The organism is Frigoribacterium sp. CFBP9029 (assembly GCF_034045305.1).
Taxonomy (GTDB): Bacteria; Actinomycetota; Actinomycetes; order Actinomycetales; family Microbacteriaceae; genus Frigoribacterium.
Genome location: NZ_JAXCWB010000007.1, coordinates 95,169 through 119,270 on the forward strand (window position 1 = coordinate 95,169; position 24,102 = coordinate 119,270).

20 protein-coding genes are annotated in these 24,102 nt (G+C 72.2%); 10 read left to right on the top strand and 10 right to left on the bottom strand.

Annotation, left to right across the window (positions count from 1 at the left end; translation table 11 throughout):
- Window positions 1-268 precede the first annotated feature (268 nt).
- On the bottom strand, window positions 269-1,624 hold the full coding sequence (locus SOM11_RS10820; protein ID WP_320478002.1) for a maltokinase N-terminal cap-like domain-containing protein: 1,356 nt from the start codon (window positions 1,622-1,624) through the stop codon (window positions 269-271).
- A 212-nt stretch (window positions 1,625-1,836) separates the two neighbouring features.
- Here SOM11_RS10820 and SOM11_RS10825 point away from each other — a divergent pair, with 212 nt between their 5' ends.
- The gene (locus tag SOM11_RS10825; RefSeq protein ID WP_192060082.1) at window positions 1,837-2,475 is read left to right on the top strand and encodes a CYTH domain-containing protein; all 639 of its coding nucleotides are present in this window, start codon (window positions 1,837-1,839) and stop codon (window positions 2,473-2,475) included.
- A gap of 15 nt (window positions 2,476-2,490) precedes the next feature.
- On the opposite strand, the gene SOM11_RS10830 is transcribed toward SOM11_RS10825, so the two are convergent.
- The gene (locus SOM11_RS10830; protein WP_320478003.1) at window positions 2,491-4,599 is read right to left on the bottom strand and encodes a S9 family peptidase; all 2,109 of its coding nucleotides are present in this window, start codon (window positions 4,597-4,599) and stop codon (window positions 2,491-2,493) included.
- 32 nt (window positions 4,600-4,631) lie between these two features.
- Window positions 4,632-4,982 (bottom strand): hypothetical protein, encoded by a 351-nt coding sequence (locus SOM11_RS10835; protein ID WP_320478004.1) that lies wholly within the window; start codon window positions 4,980-4,982, stop codon window positions 4,632-4,634.
- Window positions 4,983-5,038: 56 nt separating this feature from the next.
- Between SOM11_RS10835 and SOM11_RS10840 the strand changes: the two genes are divergently transcribed.
- Complete coding sequence (locus SOM11_RS10840) at window positions 5,039-5,548, top strand: 8-oxo-dGTP diphosphatase (RefSeq protein ID WP_320478005.1); 510 nt, start codon at window positions 5,039-5,041, stop codon at window positions 5,546-5,548.
- Window positions 5,549-5,558: 10 nt separating this feature from the next.
- Here the strand turns inward: SOM11_RS10840 and SOM11_RS10845 are convergent, their stop codons facing one another.
- From SOM11_RS10845 to SOM11_RS10855, 3 genes are all read right to left on the bottom strand, one after another.
- On the bottom strand, window positions 5,559-5,786 hold the full coding sequence (locus SOM11_RS10845) for a hypothetical protein (protein ID WP_192060091.1): 228 nt from the start codon (window positions 5,784-5,786) through the stop codon (window positions 5,559-5,561).
- Window positions 5,787-5,797: 11 nt separating this feature from the next.
- Entirely contained in the window at window positions 5,798-7,129 is a 1,332-nt protein-coding gene (locus SOM11_RS10850; RefSeq protein ID WP_320478006.1) for an ABC transporter permease, read from the bottom strand.
- A 66-nt stretch (window positions 7,130-7,195) separates the two neighbouring features.
- Complete coding sequence (locus tag SOM11_RS10855; protein ID WP_192060095.1) at window positions 7,196-8,944, bottom strand: cation:proton antiporter; 1,749 nt, start codon at window positions 8,942-8,944, stop codon at window positions 7,196-7,198.
- A 144-nt stretch (window positions 8,945-9,088) separates the two neighbouring features.
- Between SOM11_RS10855 and SOM11_RS10860 the strand changes: the two genes are divergently transcribed.
- The 4 genes from SOM11_RS10860 (at window position 9,089) to SOM11_RS10875 (ending at window position 13,855) form a co-directional block, all read left to right on the top strand.
- Window positions 9,089-10,630, top strand: a complete 1,542-nt coding sequence (locus SOM11_RS10860; protein WP_320478007.1) for a carboxylesterase/lipase family protein — start codon at window positions 9,089-9,091, stop codon at window positions 10,628-10,630.
- A 91-nt stretch (window positions 10,631-10,721) separates the two neighbouring features.
- Complete coding sequence (locus SOM11_RS10865) at window positions 10,722-11,999, top strand: inorganic phosphate transporter (RefSeq protein WP_192060099.1); 1,278 nt, start codon at window positions 10,722-10,724, stop codon at window positions 11,997-11,999.
- Window positions 11,999-12,208, top strand: a complete 210-nt coding sequence (locus SOM11_RS10870) for a hypothetical protein (RefSeq protein ID WP_320478008.1) — start codon at window positions 11,999-12,001, stop codon at window positions 12,206-12,208. The genes SOM11_RS10865 and SOM11_RS10870 overlap by 1 nt, the downstream gene beginning before the upstream one ends.
- 129 nt (window positions 12,209-12,337) lie before the next feature.
- Complete coding sequence (locus SOM11_RS10875) at window positions 12,338-13,855, top strand: aspartate ammonia-lyase (RefSeq protein WP_192060104.1); 1,518 nt, start codon at window positions 12,338-12,340, stop codon at window positions 13,853-13,855.
- A 120-nt stretch (window positions 13,856-13,975) separates the two neighbouring features.
- Here the strand turns inward: SOM11_RS10875 and SOM11_RS10880 are convergent, their stop codons facing one another.
- On the bottom strand, window positions 13,976-15,118 hold the full coding sequence (locus SOM11_RS10880; protein ID WP_320478009.1) for a YihY/virulence factor BrkB family protein: 1,143 nt from the start codon (window positions 15,116-15,118) through the stop codon (window positions 13,976-13,978).
- A 73-nt stretch (window positions 15,119-15,191) separates the two neighbouring features.
- Here SOM11_RS10880 and SOM11_RS10885 point away from each other — a divergent pair, with 73 nt between their 5' ends.
- Window positions 15,192-16,565: a PrsW family intramembrane metalloprotease gene (locus SOM11_RS10885; protein ID WP_320478010.1), complete on the top strand. Its 1,374-nt coding sequence runs from the start codon at window positions 15,192-15,194 to the stop codon at window positions 16,563-16,565.
- Between the two features lie 52 nt (window positions 16,566-16,617).
- Here SOM11_RS10885 and SOM11_RS10890 read toward each other — a convergent pair whose 3' ends face one another.
- Entirely contained in the window at window positions 16,618-17,934 is a 1,317-nt protein-coding gene (locus SOM11_RS10890) for an MFS transporter (RefSeq protein ID WP_243213801.1), read from the bottom strand.
- A 179-nt stretch (window positions 17,935-18,113) separates the two neighbouring features.
- Between SOM11_RS10890 and SOM11_RS10895 the strand changes: the two genes are divergently transcribed.
- The 3 genes from SOM11_RS10895 to SOM11_RS10905 all read left to right on the top strand — a co-directional run bounded on the left by SOM11_RS10895 (window position 18,114) and on the right by SOM11_RS10905 (window position 21,726).
- Entirely contained in the window at window positions 18,114-18,488 is a 375-nt protein-coding gene (locus SOM11_RS10895; protein WP_243213800.1) for an FKBP-type peptidyl-prolyl cis-trans isomerase, read from the top strand.
- Window positions 18,488-19,327 carry an aldo/keto reductase gene (locus tag SOM11_RS10900; RefSeq protein ID WP_320478011.1) on the top strand — a complete coding sequence of 280 codons (840 nt, stop codon included), beginning with the start codon at window positions 18,488-18,490 and terminating at the stop codon, window positions 19,325-19,327. Before SOM11_RS10895 ends, SOM11_RS10900 begins: the two co-directional genes overlap by 1 nt.
- A 107-nt stretch (window positions 19,328-19,434) precedes the next feature.
- Window positions 19,435-21,726 carry a HelD family protein gene (locus SOM11_RS10905; RefSeq protein ID WP_320478055.1) on the top strand — a complete coding sequence of 764 codons (2,292 nt, stop codon included), beginning with the start codon at window positions 19,435-19,437 and terminating at the stop codon, window positions 21,724-21,726.
- 60 nt (window positions 21,727-21,786) lie between these two features.
- Here SOM11_RS10905 and SOM11_RS10910 read toward each other — a convergent pair whose 3' ends face one another.
- Both SOM11_RS10910 and SOM11_RS10915 read right to left on the bottom strand, forming a co-directional pair.
- The gene (locus tag SOM11_RS10910) at window positions 21,787-22,950 is read right to left on the bottom strand and encodes a hypothetical protein (RefSeq protein ID WP_320478012.1); all 1,164 of its coding nucleotides are present in this window, start codon (window positions 22,948-22,950) and stop codon (window positions 21,787-21,789) included.
- Window positions 22,950-24,017 carry an extracellular solute-binding protein gene (locus SOM11_RS10915; RefSeq protein WP_320478013.1) on the bottom strand — a complete coding sequence of 356 codons (1,068 nt, stop codon included), beginning with the start codon at window positions 24,015-24,017 and terminating at the stop codon, window positions 22,950-22,952. The genes SOM11_RS10910 and SOM11_RS10915 overlap by 1 nt, the downstream gene beginning before the upstream one ends.
- Window positions 24,018-24,102: the final 85 nt, after the last annotated feature.

Below are 24,102 nucleotides of genomic sequence, written 5' to 3' on the forward strand. Positions count from 1 at the left end.
GCGAGCCCAGGCGCCGCGCCGCCCCGCGCCCCGCGTCCGCCCCCCATCGATGTGACTCGAAACGGCCCTTTCGGGACTCAAAGGCGCCTCTTCGCGTCACTTCGTTGCAGGGGCCGCGGCCCCCTGTGCATCGAGGTGACTCGAAGGGCCCCTTCGGGTGAGCCGAGGCGCCGCTTCGCGTCACTTCGTTTGCTACGTCAGGAGGCGCGGTGCCGGTGCTCGACGGCCGGCACCGCGCCTCCTCGGCTCGGCTCGGCAGGCGCGACCGTCAGCCGGCGGCGGGCGTGCTCCGCGCGGCCAGGCGGGCGACCGCGGTCAGCGGGATGCTGATCCAGTCGGGCCGGTTGCGGCTCTCGTAGATCGCCTCGTACACGGCCTTGTCGATCTCGAAGGCGTCGAGCAGTGCGCGGGCCGCGCGGATGTCGACACCCGACGATGCGATGTAGCCGTCGACGAAGGCCTTGCGGGCGTCGTGGGCCCAGTCGCGCGCGTCGACCGGCGTCGACTCGTGGGCGAGCGACCCGGCGACGTAGTCGAACGAGCGCAGCATCCCGGCGATGTCGCGGATCGGCAGGTCGGGGCGCGAGCGCTCGGGCATGGGGCGCAGCGGCTCGCCCTCGAAGTCGATCAGCATCCAGCCGCGCTCGGGCGACAGCAGCGCCTGTCCGAGGTGCAGGTCGCCGTGGATGCGCTGCAGGTCGGGCCAGGCGAGATGACCGGCCGCGTCGTAGACGCGCGAGATGGCGGCTTCGTGCTCGGCGATCTCGGGCACCTCTCGGGCCGCCGTGGCGATGCGCCGGCGCATGCTGACGAGGGCGCCGTCGATCTCGTCGGGCCCCGCGGCGACGCTGCCGAGCTCGACGGCGAGGGTGGCGTGCATCTCGGCGACGGCCACGCCGAGGTCGTGCGCCTCGGCGGTGAAGTCGGTCCCGGCCGCCGCGGCCGCGAGCGCGACGCGCCAGGCGTCGTCGAGCCCGGGCAGGAACTCCTGCGAGAACGCGAGGTGCCCGGTGGCGGTCCCGCCGTCTCGGCCCGGGTCGGTCCAGGTGGCGCGCAGCGAGCCGAACGACGACGGCACGTGGGTCGAGCCGCCGCGGGTCAGCGACGCCTGGGTGGTGACGTCGGGGTTGTCGCCGTGGTGCAGCACGCGGAAGACCTTGGCGATCACGTGCTCGACCGGCCCGCCCTCGACGTCGTAGATGATCGAGGTGTTCGACTGCTCGCCCGACAGCACGCGCGAGCGCCGCACCGTGCCGGGGTCGACGATGCGGGTGCCCTCGACGGCCACGTCGGCGCCGTCGATGCGGGCCTCGTCGGTCATCGTGCGGAGCAGCTCGCGGGCGTAGGCGGGGTCGTGCGGCCCGTCGTAGAGGTAGCGGCCGTCGGCCGAGCCGATGAAGGCCGCGTCGCCGCCGGGGAGCGGTGCGTCGCGGCTCACCAGCGGCACCTGGTACAGCACGGGGGTGTCGCCGGCCTCGTCGATGATCAGCAGCGTCAGGGCGAGCGCCTCGCCGAGATCCGATTCGTACGACCCGATGACCCGCAACGCGGGCGTCCGCCCCTTCGTCGCGTACCAGCGCTGTCGCGCCATCCATCCGGCCAGACTCGGTGCCACGTCGCTCATGCGACGACCCTACGCCCGCCCGGCCGAGGAAGCGCGGCGCGAGCCCCCGAGGCGGCGTGGCCGAGGAGGCGCGGGGCGAGCCCCCGAGGCGGCGTGGCAGAGGAGGCGCGGCGAGCCCCCGAGGAGGCGCGCGCGGCTCGACGACGTCGTCCCGCCTCCTTCACGGGCCGGGCCGCTCGCCCCGCACCCGGCGACCGGCTACAACTGGAGGCATGAGCCGCACCGAGCAGACCGAGATCGAGCGCAAGTACGACGTCGACCAGACGGCCGTCGTCCCCGACCTGGGCGGGGTCGCCGGGGGAGGGCTCGTCGTCGGGCGCACCGAGCCGCGACCCGCCGTCGAGCTGGTGGCGACCTACTGGGACACCGACGACCACGCGCTCGTCGCCGCCCGGACGACCCTGAGGAGGCGAGAGGGCGGAGGCGACGAGGGCTGGCACCTCAAGCTGCCGCCGCAGGCCGGCACGACGGGCCGTCGTGAGGTGCACTGGCCGCTCGGATCCGCCGACGAGCCGGTGCCCGCTGACCTGCTGGCACTCGTCGCCGGCGTGCTCGACGGGCGCTCGGTGCGCCCCGTGCTCCGGCTGGCGACGAACCGCTCGGTGCTGATGCTGCTGGCAGACGACGACTCGGCCCTCGCCGAGGTCGCCGACGACGTGGTCACCGCGACGCGACTCGCGTCGGGCGCCGAGCGTCGCTGGCGCGAGTGGGAGGTCGAGCTCGCGCCGGGTGTCGACGGCGAGCCGGGCGAGGGTCTGCTCGACGCGGTCGAGCAGCGTGTCCTCGCCGCCGGGGCCGTCGTCTCGTCGTCGCGGTCGAAGCTGGCGAGGGGCCTCGGGGCCGAGGGCTGACCTGCCGACGGCCGCCTAGGCGCGACCGAGCACGTCGAGGATCCACGCGATCTCGACGGCGCGCTCGCGCCACGACTCGTAGCGACCGCTCACGCCGCCGTGCCCGGCCGACATCTCGGTCTTCAGCAGCACGGGCGCGCCGACGTCGCGCAGCCGGGCGACCCACTTGGCGGGTTCGACGTAGAGCACGCGGGTGTCGTTGAGCGAGGTCACGGCGAGGATGCGCGGGTAGGCGACGCCCTCGCGCACGTTCTCGTAGGGGCTGTAGCCGCGCATGTACTCGTAGACCTCGGCGTCGTGCAGCGGGTCGCCCCATTCGTCCCACTCGATCACCGTGAGGGGCAGATCGGGGTCGAGGATGCTCGTGAGCGCGTCGACGAAGGGCACGGCGGCGACGATCCCCGCGAAGCGGTCGGGCGCGAGGTTGGCGACCGCGCCCATCAGCAGGCCGCCCGCGCTGCCGCCCTCGGCGACGAGCAGCTCGGGCGTGGTGCGGCCCTCGGCGATGAGGTGGTCGGCGACGTCCACGAAGTCGGTGAACGTGTTCTTCTTCGTCAGCGTCTTGCCCCCTTCGTACCAGGCGCGACCCAGCTCGCCGCCGCCGCGCACGTGCGCCACGGCGAAGACGACGCCACGGTCGAGCAGCGACAGACGGGCGACGCTGAAGCCGGGGTCGATGCTGTGCTCGTACGAGCCGTAGCCGTAGAGGTGGACAGGCGAGGGGCCCGAGGTCGGCACGGCGTCGCGGCGCCAGACCAGCGACACGGGCACGCGCGTGCCGTCGGCCGCGGTGGCCCATTCGCGCGACTGCTCGTAGTCGGCGGGGTCGTAGCCGCCGAGCACGTTCTGCCGCTTGAGCAGGCGACGCTCGCCGGTGCGCACGTCGAGGTCGTACACGGTCGACGGGGTGACGAACGAGGTGTAGCCGAATCGGACGGTGGGCTGGGCGAACTCGGGGTTGCCGCCGACGCCCGCGGCGAAGAGCGGCTCGTCGAACGCGACCTCGGTCACGTCGCCGTAGCCGTCGGCGTCGAGCGGGACGACCGCGAAGCGGGGCAGCGCATCGCGACGGTACTCGACGACCAGATGGCCGGCGAACGCGTCGACCGATTCGAGCCGGACGGAGGCGCGGTGCGGCATGATCACGCGGCGGTCGGTGGTCGAGGTGGGGTCGTCGGCCGGCACGTCGACCAGCTCGAAGTTCTCGGCGCCGTCGTTGTGGACGACGAGGAGGCGGTCGCTGCCCGCGACGATCGCGTGCTCGACCTCGTACTCGACGCCCTCGCGGCGCGGCCACACGACGCGGAACTCGCCCGTCGGGTCGCTCGAGTCGAGCAGCCAGGTCTCGCTGGTGATCTTGGAGCCGATGTCGATCACGAGGTACTGGCGGCTGCGGGTCAGGCCCACGCCGATCCAGTAGCGGTCGTCGGGCTCGGTGAAGACGGTGACGTCGTCGGCCGCCCGGCCGACCTCGTGACGCCAGATGGTGTCGGGGCGCCACGACTCGTCGACCGTGGGGTAGAAGACGTAGCGACCGGTGGCGTCGAAGAGGGCGCCCGGGGCGGTGTCGGCGATCTCGTCGTCCAGGTCGGAGCCGGACTCGAGGTCGCGGATCCGCAGGGTGTAGCGCTCGTCGCCCTCGGTGTCGACCGCGTAGGCCAGCAGTCGGCCGTCGGGGGAGACGTCGAAGCTGCCGAGCGAGAAGAAGTCGTGTCCGTCGGCCTCGACGTTGCCGTCGAGGAGGACCTGCTCGCCCTCGGCGGGGCGGTCGGCGCCGAAGACCGGGGGAGTCCAGTCGTCGGGGCCCGCGATGGGCGCCCGGCAGTGGATGCCGTACTGCGAGCCCTCGGCCGTCCGCGAGTAGTACCACCACGAGCCCTCACGGACGGGGACGCCGAGGTCCGTCTCTTGGACGCGGCTCCTGATCTCGTCGAACACGGTCTCGCGGAGACCCGCGAGATGCGCGGTCTCGGCGGTCGTGTGGGCGTTCTCGGCCTCGAGATGCGCGAGGACCTCCGGGTCCTCCTTCGCCCTCAGCCATTCGTAGTCGTCGACGAAGTCGTGGCCGTGGTGGCTGCGAGTGACGGGTCTCTTCGGAGCACGGGGCGCGGGGACGGAAGCCATCCGCCAACCCTACTGAAGGCCGCGGTGGGCGCTCAGTGCGAAGCGGCGTCGATCCGGCCCATCAGCGACCACACGGCGCGCGACAGCTCGGGGTGCCAGAGCGCGACCGTCCGGAGGAACCTCAGCTCGTCGGTCGTGCCCAGCCCGCCCGCGACGGGCACCCCGTCGACGCCTCGCGCCGCGGCGCGGATCGAGATGACGACCTGCTCGTCGACGGTGGGCAGACCGGGGATGACGTCCCACGGGTCCTCGCCGTTGCGGCACCGGAGCTCGATCAGGGCCGCGAGCTCGTCGTGCGCCTCGGCCCGCAGCACCTCGAGGCTGCGACCGGTCCCACGGAACTCGGGCACGCCCCCTCGGGGCGCGTCGGGTGTCTCGGGCATGCGGACGAGCCTACGCGCGAGCGCCTCGACGGTCGCGGGGCCGCTAGCCTCGGCGCATGGTCTACCGAGTGTGCGTCGCCTACCTCCTCCGCAGGGTCGAGGGGCGGACGGAGGTGCTGCTCGGTCGTAAGAAGCGCGGTCTCGGCACGGGGCGGTACGTCGGTCTCGGCGGCAAGCTCGAGGCGGGGGAGTCGGCGCTCGACGCGATCGTCCGCGAGATCGCGGAGGAGGCGGGCGTGGTCGTGCAGCCGGGCGACCTCGACCGCCGCGGGGATCTGCTCTATCTGTTCCCGCACCGCGAGTCGTGGAGTCAGCGCTCGACGGTGTTCGTCACGACGCGCTGGTCGGGCGAGCCCGTCGAGAGCGACGAGCTCGCCCCCGCCTGGTTCGCGCTCGACGATCTGCCGCTCGACGAGATGTGGAGCGACGCGCGCGCGTGGCTCCCGGCCGTGCTCGCCGGCGGCGCCGTCTCGCACGAGTTCACCTTCGGCGAGGACCTCGCGAGCGTCGCCTCCGATCGGCCTCTGCCCGACGGCGTGCCGCCCGTCGGCGCTCCGTCCGCCTGATCGGCCGGGGTCAGCGCTCGCCGCGGTGCGACCGGGAGCCGCTCGAGCGGACGAAGAAGTCGACCACGCCGACCAGCACGGCCAGCACGACCGCGCCCCACGCGTAGCCCACGAAGAGACCGGCGACGTCACGGCCGCCCGGTGCGAGCGTGACGCTCAGGACGTAGAGGGCGGCGGCGGCGACCAGCAGGACGACGACGACCGCGACGAGCAGGCGGTGCAGGGCGGATCGGTTCACGACCGCTCAGCCTACCGGCGGGGTCTCGTCGGGATCGGCCGCGTGTCGAGGGTGTCGTCTTCGAGGCCGCCGGGCGAACCGAGGAACATGTCGCCCGATGTGCCGTCGTCCAGGTCGCCGCGCTCGTCGACGCCGACGGTGTTGATCGTGCCGGTGTCGGTCGAGACGAGCCCGTGGCGTCGCAGCACCTCGTCGCGCTCGGCGACCAGGAAGTCGCGGTTCGCGTTCTGGGCGTCCGCGAACATGGTCGTGCGACCCGTCACGATGCGGCGGATCCGACGTCGCTCCCACCACTTCTTGCCGGTGACCATCAGCACGACCCCCGCGACCGCGTAGGCCAGCATCATCGTGAGTCCGCGACCGTAGCCGGGGCCGACGTCGTAGAGGGCCCGCTTCAGCATCTCGGTGATGCCGCTGCCCACCACGACGTTGTTCAGCCAGGCGAACGGCTGGGGCATGAACCACGACGGGTAGGCCCCGCCCGAGGCCGGCATCGACAGGAAGACGAAGACGATCATCGCGGGCAGGGCGACGAACCGACCGACGAAGTAGCTGATGCCGTTGACGGCGAGGCCGATCGCGATGATCCATCCCCAGCCCAGCAGGAAGAGCTCGAGGAAGTGACCCTGCACGGCGCCGACCACCGGCCCGGCCAGGACGTTCGTGATCAGCGAGATGACCGCCCCGCCGACGACGATCACGGTCGTGCGGGTGCGGTGACGCAGCGGCGCGCCCATCAGCCCGATGAACATGGCGACCATGTAGCCGCCGATGCACCAGGCGAGCATCAGGTAGAGCGAGACCGTGCCGTACTCGTCGTAGGCGGGCAGCGGGGCGAGGTCGGTCACCGCGGGCGCCGCCGCCCCCTCCGCCTCGATCACCGGCGTCAGCATGGCCGGGATCAGGGCGGCGACCTGGTACTGGTGCGCGCTCGCCGTGTAGAGGGCGTCGTCGCCCGGATCGTAGGCGACCGCCACGCGACCGCTCGTGACCGCCGACCGCGCCTCCGCCACGTCGTCGTACGAGCGCAGCTCGATCGCGCCGGGCAGCCGCTCGTCGAGGGTCGTCTGCAGCTCGGACGACGAGCCGACGATCGCCACCGGCACGTCGTGCGGATGCGGCGCATGGAACGCCGCGATGTAGCAGAGGCAGAAGCCGACGATGAAGAACAGCGGCAGCCAGAGCTGCAGCCCGATCAGCTGCAGCGACGGGTGGAGGGTCGAGTACCACCGACGGAAGCGGCCGGGCCCGGTCCGACCGGCTCGATCCGCGCCGCCCGCGCCGTCGTCCGCCGCGCCTCCCGCCGATCCGCCCGTCGTCGATCCCGCCGTCGTGTCCGTCACTGCCGCCTGCTCTCGCCTCGTCCGCCGTCCTCCAGGGTACGCCGCGGTCTCCGCCCGTCGACCCCCTCAGGACCTCGTGCTGGCGAGCGCCGAGGTGTCCATGGCGAGCTCCTCCGCGTCGAGCCCGAGCAGCACCCGCCGCATGACCTCCTCGTCGAGGTTGCCCGCGTCGCGTTCGCGGAGCACGACCTCGCGACGCTTGGCCAGCAGCTCCCGACGGATGGTGCCGATCGCGTGCGGTGCCTCGCGCCTCCTGCGGGCCTGGTCGTCCGTCGGGCCGTTCGCCTCGCGTTCGTCGGCGTCGTCGACCGCGGTGCGCTGCAGGGCCTCGTTCTGACGCAGCAGGCGCGTGGTGGTCGAGCGGACGGCGCGGTCGGTGAGCTCCGCGCCCCAGCGCTCCTCCCACACGGGTCGGCGGCGTTCGACGTACGCCATCGTCTCCTCCGTGCTGGTCGCGAAGATCTCGAGCTCGGCGGCGAGGTCGCGGTCGCGCTGGGTCTCGTCGCGGACCCCGAGGGCCCGGATCACGACGGGCAGGGTCAGCCCCTGGATCAGCAGGGTCCCTACGGTCACGATGAACGCGATCAGGAACATCGTGTCGCGGGCCGGAACCGCGATGCTCGACTGGGTGACGGCGGGGATCGACACGGCCGCGGCCAGCGTCACCACGCCGCGCATGCCCGTCCACGAGATGACCGTGAGCTGCCGCCAGTCCATCCGGGGCTGCGGCCGGTAGCGGACCGCGCGGAGAGCGGGCGCGGCCCGGGCCCTCCGCAGCGCGGGCACCCTGCGGAGCCTCCGCAGCAGAGGCGACAGGAACACGTAGCGGGCGGCGCGCGCGGCGTAGTGGCTGCCGAAGACGAACACGGGGCGGACGAGCACGACGACCGCGAGCACGGCGAGCGCGACCCCGACGCTCTGCCCCAGACCCCGCTCGCTGTCGGCGACGTCGAGCACCACGGCCCGCAGCTGCAGCCCGATGAGGGCGAAGACGAAGCCCTCGAGGACGACGTCCGCCGCCGACCAGAACGGGCGCTCCTGCAGCCGGGTCGCGTAGCCCGTCCGCGGCGAGTTGAAGCCGACGTAGAGCCCGGCGGCGACGACGCCGAGCACGCCCGATCCGCCGAGCTCCTCCGCCGTGATGTAGGCGACGAACGGCAGGAGCAGTCCGATGACGTTCTCGATGACCGGGTCGTCGATGCGCATCCGCACCCGGTGCGCGACGAAGCCGAGCACGAGACCGACGGCCACCCCCACCCCGATCGCCAGAGCGAAGATGCCGAGGTCGTCCCACACCGTGAGGCTGGCCCCGCCGACGATGGCGAGGAACACCTTCACGAGCGTCAGCGACGCGGCGTCGTTGATGAGGCTCTCGCCCGACAGCACGGTCATCACCTTGCGGGGCAGGCCGAGCCTCCGCCCGATGGCGGCGGCCGACACCGCGTCAGGAGGCGCGACCACGGCCCCGACGAGCAGTGCGGCCGGCAGGGTCATGTCGGGGATCATCAGGTACGCCACGCCGCCCACGGCGAAGGCGGTGACGACGACGGCGCCGACGCCCAGCCGGGCGATCTGGGCCCGGCTCTCGCGGAAGTTGAGCAGCGACACGTCGAGGGCGGCCGAGTAGAGCAGCGGCGGCAGCACCACGGTCAGGATCAGCTCCGAGTCGATCTCGACGTCGGGCACACCGGGGATCAACGAGACGAGCAGTGCGACGCCGACGGTCAGCAACGGGGCCGGCAGGCCGCGCCAGCGGGCGAAGGCGGTGACGATCAGAGAGCCCGTGAGGATGATCAGCAGCTCGGCGAGTTCCATGCGGAGGCGACCGTCCCGTCGTGTCGGGCAGCCGCGTCGGATGCAGCGACTGCAAGGAGATGCCTCCATCCTGTCAGCGCGCCGCTAGGAGAACGTCGGATGAACGCGGCCGAACCGGCGCCTCCGCCCTCGTAGCATCGTCGGGTGAGCGCCCCCGCCGACGACCTCGTCCGAACGACCCCGCAGGGGTCCGTCCGCGGACTCCGCGAGCGCGGCATCGTCGCGTGGCGCGGGATCCCCTATGCCGCGCCTCCTGTCGGGCCCCTCCGGTTCCGAGCCCCCGAGCCCGCCCCGGGCTGGACGGGCGTCCGCGACGCGACCCGGTTCGGGCCCGCCGCCCCGCAGGACAGAGTGCAGTTCGTCGGCGTCGACGCCACGACGCCGCTCAGCGAGGACTGCCTCACGATCAACGTGATCGCGCCCGACGGCAGCGCCGCGGGAGACGACCTGCCCGTGCTGGTCTTCGTGCACGGAGGCGCGTACAGCGTCGGTTCGTCGCGCGAGCACCCGAGGCAGGGCGAGACGCTCGTCCGCGAGGGCGGCGTCGTCTACGTGAGCTTCAACTACCGGCTGGGCGCGTTCGGCTACCTCGACTTCACGCACTGGGCCACCCCCGAGCGCCCGCTCGAGTCCAATCTCGGGCTGCGCGACCAGGTCGCCGCCCTCGAGTGGATCCGCGACGCGATCCGGTCGTTCGGCGGCGACCCCGATCGCGTGACGCTCTCGGGCGAGAGCTCGGGCGGCAACGCCGTGACGACGCTCATGACGGTGCCGCGCGCTCGCGGGCTGTTCGCCGGGGTGATCGCTCAGAGCTCGCCGCCGAACGCCGTCTACCCGCCCGAAGTCACCCGGCGCTGGGCGGGGGAGTTCCTCGAGATCCTCACCCACGCCCTGCGGGACGACGACCTCGAGTCGACCTCGGTCGACGACGCGGCCGAGCTGCTCGCCGTCGCGCCGACCGGGGCGATCGTCCGGGCCGCGAGTCAGCTGCAGCTGAGGATCCCCGACGAGGACCCGGGCACGATCTGCTTCAGCCCCGTCATCGACGGCGGGTTCCTGCCCGAACGCCCGCTCGACGCGTTCAAGGCGGGGCGGGCGCATCCCGTGCCGCTGATCATCGGGACGAACGACCGCGAGGGCTCGGTCTTCACGGGGCGACGCGACATCCTCGCCACGACCAAGCCGCGCATCCGGGCGATCTTCGCGGCGACGAAGAAGAAGTCGCGACGCGAGATCAAGAAGCACTACCCGGGGCTCCCGTCGCGCCCCGCCGCCCTCGACTTCGGCGGGGACTTCGCGTTCTGGTTCCCGAGCGTCAAGGTGGCCGAGCGGCACGCGGTGCACCAGCCCGTCCGCTTCTACCGGTTCGACGCGACCACGCGGATCCTGCGGGTCGCGGGTCTCGACGCGTTTCACGGGCTCGAGCTCTGGGGCGTGTACGACCGGATGCGCTCCCCGTTCGGCTGGGCGCTCAGCCTGCTCGGCGGGCGTCGTGCGTTCGTGCGGGCCTCGGCCCGGACCCGCGCACGGTGGCTCGAGTTCGTCCGCACGGGGTCGGTCGAGGGCTGGCCCACCTACGACCCGTTCCGGCGTCGGACCCTGATCATCGACGTGCGCGACCGCGTCGAGCACGATCCCCGGGGCGAGCGCCGCCGTGCCTGGCAGGAGTTCGTGCCGCACGTCTGACGACCGACGACCACCGCTCGGCACCGCCCGCGAGACACCTCCCGGCCACCTCCGAGTTGACCGCCGTTCACCCAGCTGTGACACTCAGCCGGTGGATATCACGCTCATCGTCGTCCTGGTCATCGCGGTGGCCCTCTTCTTCGACTTCACCAACGGGTTCCACGACACCGCGAACGCGATGGCGACGCCGATCGCCACCGGGGCGATGAAGCCCCGGGTCGCGGTCACCGTGGCCGCGGTGCTGAACCTCGTCGGCGCGTTCCTCAGCACCGAGGTCGCCAAGACCGTCTCGGGCGGCATCATCCGGGAGGGCGACGGGGGAGTCCTGATCACCCCCGAGATGATCTTCGCCGGGCTGATCGGCGCCGTGGTCTGGAACATGTTCACCTGGCTGCGCGGTCTGCCGTCCAGCTCGTCGCACGCGCTCTTCGGCGGCCTGATCGGAGCCGCGCTGGTCGGCGCCGGGCTCGGCTCGGTCGACTTCGGCGTCGTCCTGTCGAAGGTCGTGCTGCCGGCGCTGCTCGCTCCGCTCATCGCCGGGGTGGTCGGGTACACGGCGACGCGCCTGGCGTACACGATCACCCGACGGCGCGACGACAAGAGCGAGCGGGGCGGGTTCCGCTACGGCCAGATCTTCACCTCGTCGCTGGTCGCCCTGGCGCACGGCACGAACGACGCGCAGAAGACCATGGGCGTCATCACCCTGACGCTGATCGCGGGCGGCCTGCTCGCCCCCGACTCGGGCCCGCCGTTCTGGGTCGTCGTGGTCTGCGCGTTCGCCATCGCGCTGGGCACCTACACCGGGGGCTGGCGCATCATCCAGACCATGGGAGGCGGTCTCACCGAGGTCAAGCCCACGCAGGGCTTCTCGGCCGAGGCGTCCACGACGGCCACCGTGCTCGCGTCGAGCCACCTCGGCTTCGCCCTGTCCACGACGCAGGTCGCCAGCGGCTCCATCATCGGCGCCGGTCTCGGCCGCCGCGGCTCGAAGATCCAGTGGGGCACGGCCGGCAAGATCGTCGTCGCCTGGTTCATCACGCTCCCGGCGTCCGCCGCCGTGGGCGCCGTCGCCGCGTTCATCGCGTCGTGGGGTCTCCCCGGCCTCGTGATCGACGCCGTCGTCGGTGCCACGGTCATCGCCGGGATCTTCGTCGTCTCGCGCCGTCGGCCGCACGACCAGGGCTCGGCCATCGAGGTCGACGTCGCCGCTACGTCCGTCCTCTCGCGGCGTCGGGCCCGCCGGGCCGACCGCCGCGGACGCGTCGACACGCCGGCGGCCGGTGTCGAGGCGCCGTTCGTCCGGATGGACGATCCACCGGCTCCCGCCGCGACGCGCAGCGGCTCCACCACCGACGACGAGGTGCGCTGATGATCGACTGGTCCGCATTCGTCGTGGTGGCGCTCGTCGCGCTCTTCTCCGCCGCCGCCCTGGTGTCGCTCTACTCGTTCGGGTTGCGCCTGCTCGCCGTCGACGACCGCGCGCGGGTGCGCACGATCGGCGGCTACGCCTGCTTCGTGGTCTGCGCGCTCGGCGTCCTGTTCGGCATCTACCTGATCGTGCCCGCCCTCCACAGCTGAACCGGCGCGGGTCGAGCCGACCCGCGCCTCCTCGGCCCGCCGCCCCGCGAGGGCCCGCGCCGGTACAGTCGTGGTCACCGCCCGATCGACGACGACCGGGCCCGACTGACGACCGGAGGCGCACCACCCGTGACGCACGAGACAGCAGCAGCCACCCGCACCGAGACCGATTCGCTGGGCAGTCGGGAGGTCCCCGCAGACGCCTACTGGGGCATCCACACGTCTCGCGCGCTCGAGAACTTCCCGATCTCGCAACGGCCGATCTCGGTCTACCCCGACCTCGTCATCGCCCTCGCGCTCGTCAAGCAGGCGGCGGCCCGCGCCAACGTCGAGATCGGCGTGCTCGACCGCACCAAGGCCGAGGCCATCGAACGCGCGTGCGTCGAGATCCGCGGCGGGGCGCTGCACGACCAGTTCGCGGTCGGGGTCATCCAGGGCGGCGCCGGCACGTCGACCAACATGAACAGCAACGAGGTCATCGCGAACCGGGCGCTCGAGCTGCTCGGTCACGCGAAGGGCGACTACGCGCGGCTGCACCCGATCGACGACGTCAATCGCAGCCAGAGCACGAACGACACGTACCCGACGTCGATCAAGATCGGCATGGTGCTGACGCTCCGCCGCCTGCTCGACGAGCTCGACCTGCTGGCGACGTCGTTCGCGACGAAGGGCGCCGAGTTCCACGACGTGCTGAAGGTCGGTCGCACCCAGCTGCAGGACGCCGTGCCGATGACCCTCGGCCAGGAGTTCGTCGGCTTCGCCCACACCCTCGGCGAAGACGTGCAGCGGCTGCGCGACGTCGTGCCGCTGCTCGGCGAGATCAACCTGGGCGCGACCGCCATCGGCACCGGGATCACCGCCGACCCGCAGTACGCCGAAGCCGTCCGCCGCCACCTCGGCGAGCTGTCGGGCATGGACCTCGTCACCGCACCCGACCTCATCGAGGCGACGAGCGACACGGGCGTCTTCATGACGCTGATGGGCGCCCTCAAGCGCAGCGCCATCAAGCTCTCGAAGATCTGCAACGACCTGCGGCTGCTGTCGTCCGGGCCGCAGGCGGGCCTCGGCGAGATCACCCTGCCGCCCCGCCAGGCGGGCTCGTCGATCATGCCCGGCAAGGTCAACCCCGTGATCCCCGAGGTCGTCAACCAGGTCGCGTTCTCGGTGGCCGGGGCCGACCTCACCGTCACGATGGCGGCCGAGGCCGGTCAGCTGCAGTTGAACGCCTTCGAACCGGTCATCACGCACTCGGTGATGCAGAGCCTGCAGTGGATGACCTACGCCTGCCGCACGCTCCGGGTCAACTGCGTCGACGGCATCGAGGCCAACCGCGCGCGGCTCAGCCAGCAGGTCGACACCAACGTCGGCAGCGTCACGGCGCTCACGCCCTACATCGGCTACGCGGCCGCCGCGGCGATCGCCCACACGGCGCTGACCACGAACGGCTCCATCTCGGCGCTCGTCGTCGCCGCGGGCCTCATGAGCGAGGCGCAGGTGCAGAAGGTCCTGTCGCCCGCGCGCCTCTCGGGGCTCGAGGCCGTCACGAGCTCGATCCCGATCATCGACGTCGACGACCCCGCCGCGGCGGTGGCCCGGGCGGCCAACTCGGCCGGGGCGCGCAACCCCGCCGACGAGACCGCCGGCTGAGGCGGGCGCGGCAGGCCGGAGGCGACGGCGGCGAAGGAGGCGCGGTGCCGGTCGGACCAGCACCGCGCCTCCTGGGGACACCAGCCTCCCGACCGGAGCCTCCCGACCGGAGCCTTCCGATCAGGGGGTCGAGGGCGCGTGGCTGGTCGTGTCTGTCTGCTCGGAGCGCTCCGCCGCGTGCTCCCGCTCGGCGTCTGCCGCCGCCTGCCCGTGCTCGGAGCGCAGGTGCAGCCGCCGCAGCTCGTCCGGGTCGAGCACTCCGCCGTTCTCGCGCAGCGACCGTTCGCGGATGGCCCTGCCGACCCGGATGTCCCAGGCGAGGTTGCGAGCCAGGATGTGATTGCGCGCCGTGTCGCGCATCGGCAGCGGGATGACCTCCTCGGCCTTCACCCCTCGCCGCAGCTGACGCATGCGGAGGATCTCGCTGTCGAGCTCGCCCCCGATGATCAGCACGAAGTTGCTGATGTACGCGTAGAGCAGCACGACGACGACACCGCCGACCCAGCCGTAGAAGCGGTCGTAGTTGGAGACCGTCAGCACGTAGGTCGCGAAGCCCGCGGTCGCGAGCGCCCAGCCGCCGAGCGCCACCATGGCGCCGTACGACACCCAGCGCAGGCGAGGCGGTCGGACGTTCGGCGTGAAGAAGTAGAGGACGGCCACCGACAGCACGGCGAGGGCGACCAGCACCGGCCACTTGAGCACGTTGTAGAGGTCCGTCCAGGGGCGGCCGATGCCGAGACGACCGGCGACCGCGTCGCTGAGGGTCGGGGTCACCAGCAGGATGACCGCGATCAGCGCGAGCGAGACCATCAGCACGAGCGTCACGATCATCATGTGGCCGCGGAACTTCCAGATGCGTCGCCCCTCCTCGACCTCGTAGGCGGTGTTCATCGCCCGACCGAACGCCGTCGCGTAGGCCGACAGCGACCAGAGGGTCAGCCACAGGCCGATGGCGAACGCGAGCCCCGGGCTCGACAGGCTCAGCATCTGCTCGAGCGGGCTGCGCAGCGACTCGACCGCGTTCGGCGTGAGGATGTACCTCGCGACCACGAGGATCTCCTCGACCGCGTCACGTCCGTCGTCGACGAACAGGGCGACGCCCGACACGAGCGCCAGGGCCGTGGGCACCAGGGCGAGCAGGGCGAAGAACGTCAGCGAGGCCGCCGCATCGATCGTGCGGTGCCGGAGGAAGTCGTGCCAGACCCGCATGACGACGTAGCGGAGCATCGTCGGGTCCTCGGGCAGGGACCGGGTCGACGACATCCCCCGAGGATACCGCCGGCCCGTGACCCGCCCCGGCAGCTCGGCCGATCCCGGCTGCCCCTAAGGTCGAGGCATGACCTGGAACGATCCCCGCGGCCACGACCACCCCAGGTCGTCGATCGTCACGCCGAACCCGCAGCCGGTGTGGTACCCGGTGCAGCCGGTGTTCAGTCGACCCGCGCCTCCTCGGCCCCGCGTCGCGAGCACGGTGGCGCTCGCGGTCGGGTTCACCGTCATCGGGGTGTTCGCGCTCGCCGTGGTCGTGTACTTCCTCATCTTCCTCCGCCCGTCGCTGATCGCGGCCGGCGCGCTGCTCGCCTTCGTGCCGCTCGCGATCGTGCTGGTCGGCATCTGGCTCGTCGACCGGTGGGAGCCCGAGCCCCGGGTCGCGCTGCTGTTCGCGTTCCTCTGGGGCGCCGCCGTCGCCGTGAGCACCGCACTCGTGGTCGACATCGTGGTCGGTAACGTCCGGGCGGTCTTCGGTCTCGCCGACGGCGACTCGGCCGATCTCTTCGGGGCGGTCGTGCAGGCGCCCCTCGTCGAGGAGGCGGCCAAGGGGTTCGGGGTGCTGCTGGTGCTCTGGATCTTCCGCCGCCACTTCGACGGCCCGGTCGACGGCATCGTCTACGCCGCCACGGTCGCGGCCGGCTTCGCCTTCGTCGAGAACATCCAGTACTTCGCCGTGCAGGTCGCCGACGACCTCGCGACCGGCAGTCAGGGGCTCGTGTTCACGTTCCTGGTGCGGGCGATCATGTCGCCCTTCGCCCACGTCATGTACACGGCCTGCACCGGCGTCGCCCTCGGCTACGCCGTCCGCCGCACGGGCCCGTTCGGCGCCATCGGCTTCTTCTTCGCGGGTCTCGTCCCGGCCATCGCGCTGCACGCCCTCTGGAACGGCGCGCTCATCGTCGTCGGCGGGGCGTTCTTCGCCTACTACCTGCTCGTGCAGGTGCCGATCTTCGTGGCCATGGTGGGGCTCGTCATCTTCCTGCGCCGAAGCGAGCGCCGCACCACCCACGCCCGCCTCGCCGAGTACGCGGCCGTCGGCTGGTTCAGCGCCGACGAGGTCGCCATGCTCTCGACCTCCGCCGGGCGTCGCCGCGCCCGCCGCTGGGCCGCGGCGAACGGCCTCGGCCCCGCCATGAAGCGCTTCGTGTCGGACGCCACCCGGCTGGCGTCGACCCGGCAGCGGATGCTCAAGGGGCGCCGAGAGCGCGACGCGGTAGCCGGCCGCGACGAGGCCGAGCTGCTGCAGGCGCTCGGCGCCAGCCGGGCCGCGTTGCAGGCGCCCGTCACCGCGTTCGCCGATCACGCGCCGCGGCCCGACGGCACGCCCTGGGTCGACGGATCGGGGCGCCCGATGGGCAGCGGCTACGACGGCGCGGACCGGGGGCGGCAGCCGGTGTACTACGACCAGTGGGGGCGTCCGCTGCCTCCGCAGTGGTGACGGCCGCGCACCTCGCTCGCCGACCGCGCCGGTCGTCCCGCCGCGCGCGCCTTCAGGGCGTCGGCGCGGTCGCGTCGTAACGGCGGAACGACGGCGTCAGCCGGGCCACCACCCCGAGCAGGACGACGACGAGCGCTCCGCCGAGCAGCGGCGGCCAGGCGACGCCGACCGCGGCGACGAGTCCGACGAACAGGTCGCCGAGGCGGGGCCCGCCGGTGACGACGACGATGAAGATCCCCTGCAGGCGCCCGCGCATCGAGTCGGGCGCCGCGGCCTGCAGGATCGTCGAGCGGAAGATCGAGCTGACGTTGTCGGCCGCACCCGCCCCGGCCAAGGCGATCGCGGCCGCGACGAGGGCGACCGGTCGGGCGTCGGCCAGACCGTCGCCGAGAGCGCCGCCCGCTCGCATCGGCGTCAGCGCCAGGACGACCCCGAAGGCCGCTATGAAAGCGCCGTAGACCGCGATGGAGCGGTTGACCGCCCGGCCCTGCAGCCGCACCTGCCCCAGACGGCCGGAGAACACGCTGCTGAGCAGCGAGCCGACGGCGTAGGAGGCGGTGAGGGCTCCGACGGTCACCGCGCCTCCTCCGATCACCAGGGTGCCGACGACCGGGTACAGCACCCGCGGCTGTCCGAAGGTCATGGCGATCAGGTCGACGACGAACGTGGTGCGGATGTTCGGCGAGCTCCGCAGGAACCGCAGGCCCTGGGCGAGCGACGACAGGCCGGGTCGGCTGGTCTCGCCCTCGGGTCGGATGGGCGGCAGCGTGAGGATGCCGACGAATGCGAAGGAGAAGAGCACGACGTCGACGCTGTACGTGAGCGGGAACCCCACCCCCGCGACCAGCACCCCGGCCAGAGCGGGGCCGACGGTCAGCATCAGGCCGGTGCCGATGCCGCCGAGGGCTGCGGCGGCCGGGAGGAGGCGCGTGGGCAGCAGGCGGGGCACGATCGCCGCCCGCGAGGTCGCGATCATCGTCCCGGCGACGGCGTTGACGCAGGCGAGCAGGTAGAGCAGCGCGACCTCGCGGACCCCGAGCCAGGCGTGCAGGGCGATCGCCGCCGTCGACAGCCAGGCGAAGACGGCCGCGACGAGGGCCACCTTCCGGCGGTCGAACGCGTCGGCGAGCATCCCGCCGTAGAGGCCCGCCACGATCATCGGCACGAGCGAGAACACGCCGACGAGGGCCACGGCGAAGGTCGAGCGGGTGATGTCGTAGACCTCGAGGCCGACGGCGACGACGGTGAGCTGCGTGCCGATGCCGCTGACGGTGTTGCCGACGAAGAGCCGGGCGAAGGCGGGGCTCGCGCGGAGGGGCGTCAGGTCGACGAAGAGCGGTCGTCGCGGTGCGCCGGGAGGAGTGGACAAGACTCCATCATCGTCGATTTTGCGCGGCCCGGGAGCGGAGGTATCGTCCATTCGTTCGCATCGATGAGCAGATCTCGGTGCGAACGGACGGTGGGTCGACCACTCGAGCCTCGCAGGGAGGACACGAGCGGTCGACCCTCCTTCGTCTGGTCGGGTCCGTCGGTGGTTGGATGGTCGGTATGACTCACGACCCCAGCATCAAGCCCGAGATCGACGCCCCCGAGGGCCCCGCCCCCACCGAGCTGCAGATCGTCGACATCACCGTCGGCGACGGCGACGAGGCGAAGTCCGGTTCGACCGTCAACGTGCACTACCTCGGCGTCGAGTACGACTCCGGCGAGGAGTTCGACTCGTCGTGGAGCCGCGGCGAGCCGATCAACTTCCCGCTCGCGGCGCTCGTGCTCGGCTGGCAGGAGGGCATCCCCGGCATGAAGGTCGGCGGACGTCGCAAGCTCGTCCTCCCCCCGCACCTCGCGTACGGTCCCGCCGGCGGCGGTCACTCGCTCTCGGGCAAGACCCTCATCTTCGTGATCGACCTGCTCGGCGTCAGCTGATGACGGCGGCCTCGGCACCCTCCGTCGGGTTGAACGACGGTCGCACCCTCCCGAGCCTCGGGCTCGGCACGTACGGGATGAACGGCGCCGAGGGCGCCGGGCAGATCGCCACGGCCATCGAGTCGGGCTACCGCCTGATCGACACGGCGCTCAACTACGGCAACGAAGACGCCGTGGCCGAGGCCGTCCGACGGGTCGACGTGCCCCGCGACGAGCTCGTGATCACGACCAAGCTGCCCGGTCGGCACCACGGTTACGACGAGACCATCGCGAGCTTCCACGAGAGCCTCGGCACCCTCGGTCTCGAGCGGGTCGATCTCTACCTGATCCACTGGCCGCTGCCGCGGGTGGACAAGTACGTCGACTCGTTCCGCGCCTTCGTGAAGCTGCAGGAGGACGGCCTCGTCTCGTCCGTCGGCGTCTCGAACTTCACCGAGGCTCACCTCCAGCGGCTGGCCGACGAGACCGGCGTCGTGCCGGCGGTCAACCAGATCGAGCTGCACCCGTACTTCCCGCAGGCCGGCCTCCGGGCCGTCCACGAGCGGATGGGCATCGTGACCGAGAGCTGGAGCCCCCTCGCGAAGCAGAGCGAGCTGCTCAGCGAGACGGTCATCACGGACATCGCTGCCGCGCACGGGAAGACCCCGACGCAGGTCGTGCTCCGTTGGCACGTCCAGCTCGGCGCCGTCCCGGTGCCGAAGTCGGCCGATCCCGGTCGCCAGCGCGAGAACCTCGACGTCTTCGACTTCGAGCTGACGGCGGCCGAGGTCGAGGCCATCAGCGGCCTCGAGCGCGGTCGGCTGTGGGACGGCGACCCCGAGACCCACGAGGAGTTCTGACCGGCACACCGCCGTGTCGACCGAGCGCCCCCAGCCACCCGGCGGGGGCGTTCGGTCGTCCGGCGGCAGGTAGACTGACACGCCGACTTTCCCGAAGGGTTGAGTGACTGTTGTCTTCTGAGCTGGACCGCGAACGCGCCTACGTGGGCACGCTCTACTCGCGACTCGACGAGTTGAAAGCCGACGCCCGAGGGCGTCTCGAGACCGTGCGGCGCGAGACCGTCGGGGGCAATCACCAGAGCCGCAGCGAGCGCGACTCGTACGCGCGGCTCTACGAGGACACGATCGCCCAGCTCGGCGCCGTCGACGAGCGGCTCGCCTTCGGGCGCCTCGAGCTGGAGGAGCCCGACGAGCTCGGTCAGAGCGGCGACGTCGACGCCCCGGCCGAGGCCGGCGAGGGCGGTCGGTACCGCTACATCGGCCGCATCGGCCTCCGCGACCGGTCGCACCACCCGATCCTGCTCGACTGGCGCGTGCCGGGTGCGGCCGCCTTCTACCAGGCGACCGCGGCGACTCCGCAGGGCGTGCGGGCCCGGCGTCACCTGACCCTCGACGGGCGCACCGTCACCCGGCTCGAGGACGAGGTCTTCGACCCCGACCTGCTCGACCGCGACGACGTGCAGCTGCAGGGCGAGGGCGCGCTGATGGCCGCCCTCACCGCGCAGCGCACCGGGCGCATGACCGACATCGTGGCGACCATCCAGGCCGAGCAGGACCGCATCATCCGCGCACCTCTCGACGGCGTGCTCGTCGTCCAGGGCGGGCCGGGCACGGGCAAGACCGCCGTCGCGCTGCACCGCGCCGCGTACCTCCTCTACTCGCACCGCGAGCGCCTCCGCGGCGCGGGTGTGCTCGTGGTCGGCCCGTCGCGGTCGTTCCTCCGGTACATCGAGCAGGTGCTGCCGTCGCTCGGCGAGAGCGGCGTCGTGCTGTCGAGCCTCGGCGGTCTCTACCCCGGTCTCGAGACCCAGCTCGACGACGCGCCCGAGACGGCGGCCGTCAAGGGCCGCGCCGAGATGGCCGATCTGATCCGCCGCGCGGTCCGCTCGCGGCAGGTGCGCCCGACCGAGTCGACGACGATCGACATCAACGGCGAGCGCCTCGTCGTCCAGCCCGACCTCGTGGGCGACGCGATGCGTCGTGCCCAAGAACGGGGCAAGCCGCACAACGAGGCTCGCGTCACGTTCAACAAGGGCGCCCTGTCGGCCCTCACCCGGTTGCTCGTCGCTCAGATGCGCGAGCACGGCACGACCGTCGACGAGTCGGACGAGGCGGTGCTCCGCGAGGACATCCGCCAGTCGTACGACGTGCGGGTGCTGCTGAACACGGCGTGGATGCCACTGTCGGCCGAGAAGCTCGTCGAAGACCTCTACGCCCGGCCGAACTGGCTGGCGTCGTTGACCCCGCGCTGGAGCCACGCCGAGCGCGCCCTGCTGCAGCGCCCCCGCGGCTCGGAGTTCACGATCTCCGACGTCCCCCTCCTCGACGAGGCGGCCGAGCTGCTCGGCGAGTTCCAGGCCGGCGTCGACCCCGACAAGCTGGCCCGCAAGCAGCAGCGCAAGCGCGACATCGAGAACGCCGAGCGCGCGATCGAGAACATGGGCGTCGAGGGCATGGTGTCGGCCGAGCAGATCGCGGGCGGGTTCGCCGAGCGGGCCGCGTCGATGACGACCGCCGAGCGTGCGGCCGGCGACCGCACCTGGGCCTTCGGCCACGTGGTGGTCGACGAGGCGCAGGAGCTCTCGCCGATGCAGTGGCGTCTGCTGTCGCGTCGGTGCCCGCTGCGGTCGTTCACCGTCGTCGGCGACATCGCGCAGGCGTCGAGCCCGGCGTCGGCCGACTCGTGGGACCGCGCCCTGCAGAGCCTCCTGGGTCGTCGTCGTCGCGGTACCGAGGCCCCGACCAGCGCCCCATGGACTCTCGAAGAGCTCACGGTCAACTACCGGACCCCGACGCAGATCGTGCAGTACGCCGAGGACGTCGCGAAGGCGACCGGTCTGCGCATCACCCCGAGCAGGTCGGTGCGCTCGAGCGAGTGGCCGGTGCTCGAGGTGACCGGCGCCTCCTCGAGAGACGACTTCGTCCGCGCCACGGTCGACGCCGTCCGGGCCGACCGTGAGATCGACGGCGACGGGACCCTCGCGGTCGTCGCCCCCGCGCAGGCCGTCGCGACGCTCGTCGACGCGTTGTCGGCGGCGCTGCCCGGCCTGGTCGCCGCGGGCACGGCCTCGCTGACCAAGCCGGTGTCGGTGCTCAGCCCAGCGACCGCGAAGGGCCTCGAGTTCGACTCCGTCGTCGTCGTCGACCCCGAGCGCATCCGGACCGGTGCCGAGCGGGGCAACGCCAGCCTGTACGTGGCGATGACGCGCCCCACCCAGCGTCTGACCGTCGTCAGCTGACGAGGCGCGCCTCGTCGGTCGACGGGCGCGACCCTCGTCAGCCGACGAGCGCGCGCCTCGTCAGCCGACGAGCGCGAACTCGCTGTCGAGCGCGGCGATGTCGCGCTCGAAGTCCGCGCGCAGCGTCTTCTTCTCGGCGGCGGGCAGCCAGCTCGCGTCGACCCCGGCGAGGGCCATGGCCCGCACCTGGTCGGCGGTGGCGCCGATCTGCTCGTGCACGATGCGGTACTCGGCGGCGAGGGTCGTCGGGAACATGCCCGGGTCGTCCGACGCGGGCACGACGTTCAGGCCCGCGGCGAGCATCGCCTCGATCGAGGCGCGTCGCCACGGTCGCCACGAGCGACGTGACGTGGTCGAGACGACGGTGAAGGCCACCTGCTCGTCGCGCATCCGCGCCACGACGTCGTCGTCCTCGAGCACGTAGTACCCGTGGTCGATGCGGTCGCAGCCGAGCAGATCGAGGCAGGTGACGGTGTTGACGGCCGTGGGGGAGTGCTCCGACGAGTGCGCCGTCCGGCCGAGCCCGGCCTCGCCCGCGAGCCGGTAGGCGTCGACGAACCGCTCGGGCGGGCCCGAGGTCTCGAGGTTGTCGAGACCGATGCCCGCGACGTACTCGTGCGGGTTCTCGACCACCTGCCGCACGAGGGCGAGCGCGTGCTCGCCGCTCCGGCTGCGGTCGATGCCCTGGATCATCCGGCCGGTCATGCCGAAGTCGCGCTCGGCCATCCGGATGCCCTCGGCGTACGCCTCGACCGAGCCCGCGTACCCGAGCGACTCCAGGTGCGGTGGCACCGCGTCGAAGAACAGCTCGAGGTGACGCGTCGAGCTGCTGCGGTGGGCGTCCTCGAAGGCCTCGTAGACGATGCGCGTCAGGTCGTCGGCATCGCGCAGCACCTCGACGACCCAGTTCGACGCCTGGAACAGCGAGTACGACACCTCGGGCTCGTCGGCGCTCCGCCCCTGCGGCACCGGGATGCGGGTGTCGCGGTACAGGGCGGGGTCGGGCGGCAGCGAGTTGATGTCGGCGAAGATGCGCTCGGGCTCGGCCGGCAGGGCGAGCCCCTCGCGACGGGCGAGCTCGGCGAACGTGCCGGCCCGTACCGTGCCGATCAGGTGGCAGTGCAGATCGGTCTTCGGCAGTCGGTCGAGGTAGGCCCCGGGCAGGTCGCGTCCGGGCAGTGCCGCCCCGGGCAGGTCGCGTCCGGGCAGTGCGGTCTCACCCATCAGCGCGACGTCACCTCGCGGGCGAAGCGGTCGACCCACTCCGAGCGGGTCGGCACCAGCTCGGTGGGGTCGAGGGTCGAGTAGCCGGCGGCGACGGGGTCGGCGGCGATGTCGCCCACGACGGCCTCGATCGAGTCGGGCACCGTGGCCGACGGGTTGACGGGCAGGTCGCCGACGATCTCGGCGGACGCGGTCTGCGCCTCCTCCGACAGCAGGTAGTCGATGAAGCGGTTCGCGCCGTCCACGTTCTCGGCGCCGGTGGGGATCATCGCGCGGTTGGTCGCCATGTAGCGCCCTGTCTCGGGGGCGGTCCAGGCGACGGGCTCGCCCGAGGCGACGAGGTCGGTCGCGAACCCGCTCAGCGAGTCCGCGGCGACGATCTCGCCCTGGGTCAGCAGGTTCGTGACCTCGGTCGACGAGCTGTAGAACTGCAACACGCCGGGGGCCCACTCGCCGAGCTGCTCGAGGGCGGCGTCGATGTCGTAGGGTCCGTCGCCGTACTCGTCGGCGACGCCCGAGACCATCAGCTGGCCGGCGGTGACGGAGATGTCGGGCAGGGCGACCCGGCCCGACAGGTCGTCGTCGCCGTAGAGGCTCCACGAGGCGGCCTCGTCGGCGGTCAGCTCGTCGGTCGAGTACATCGTGCCGTTCAGCTGGTAGCTGTAGGCCGGCCCGACGTACTCCTCCTCCGTCGCGAACTCGGCGATCTCGTCGAGCGACGGGACGGCCGAGGCGTCGACCTGCTGGAAGATCTCGTCCTCCTGCCCGAGCGCCGCGTAGTAGTCCGAGATGAGCATCACGTCGACCTCGGGCTCGCCGCCGGCGAGCTGCAGCTGCGACAGGCGGTCGGAGTTCGATCCGGTGTCGACGACGACCTCGATGCCGGTCTCCTCCGTGAACGGGTCGATCACCGCCTCCTGGAACTCCTCCACCCCGAACGGGAAGGTGCTGACGGTGATGCTGTTCGCGTCGGGCTCGTCGCCGCTCGACGAGCAGCCGGCGAGCACGAGGGTGGTCACGGCGACGCCGGCGACGAGCGCCAGTCGGGTGCGGATGGTGGTGGTCATGGTCGTGTCCTTTCGGGGCGGTCTCGGTGAGACCGGTCGGGAGGGGAACGCTGAAGAGCAGAGGGAGGGGGAGCCGAGGAGGCGC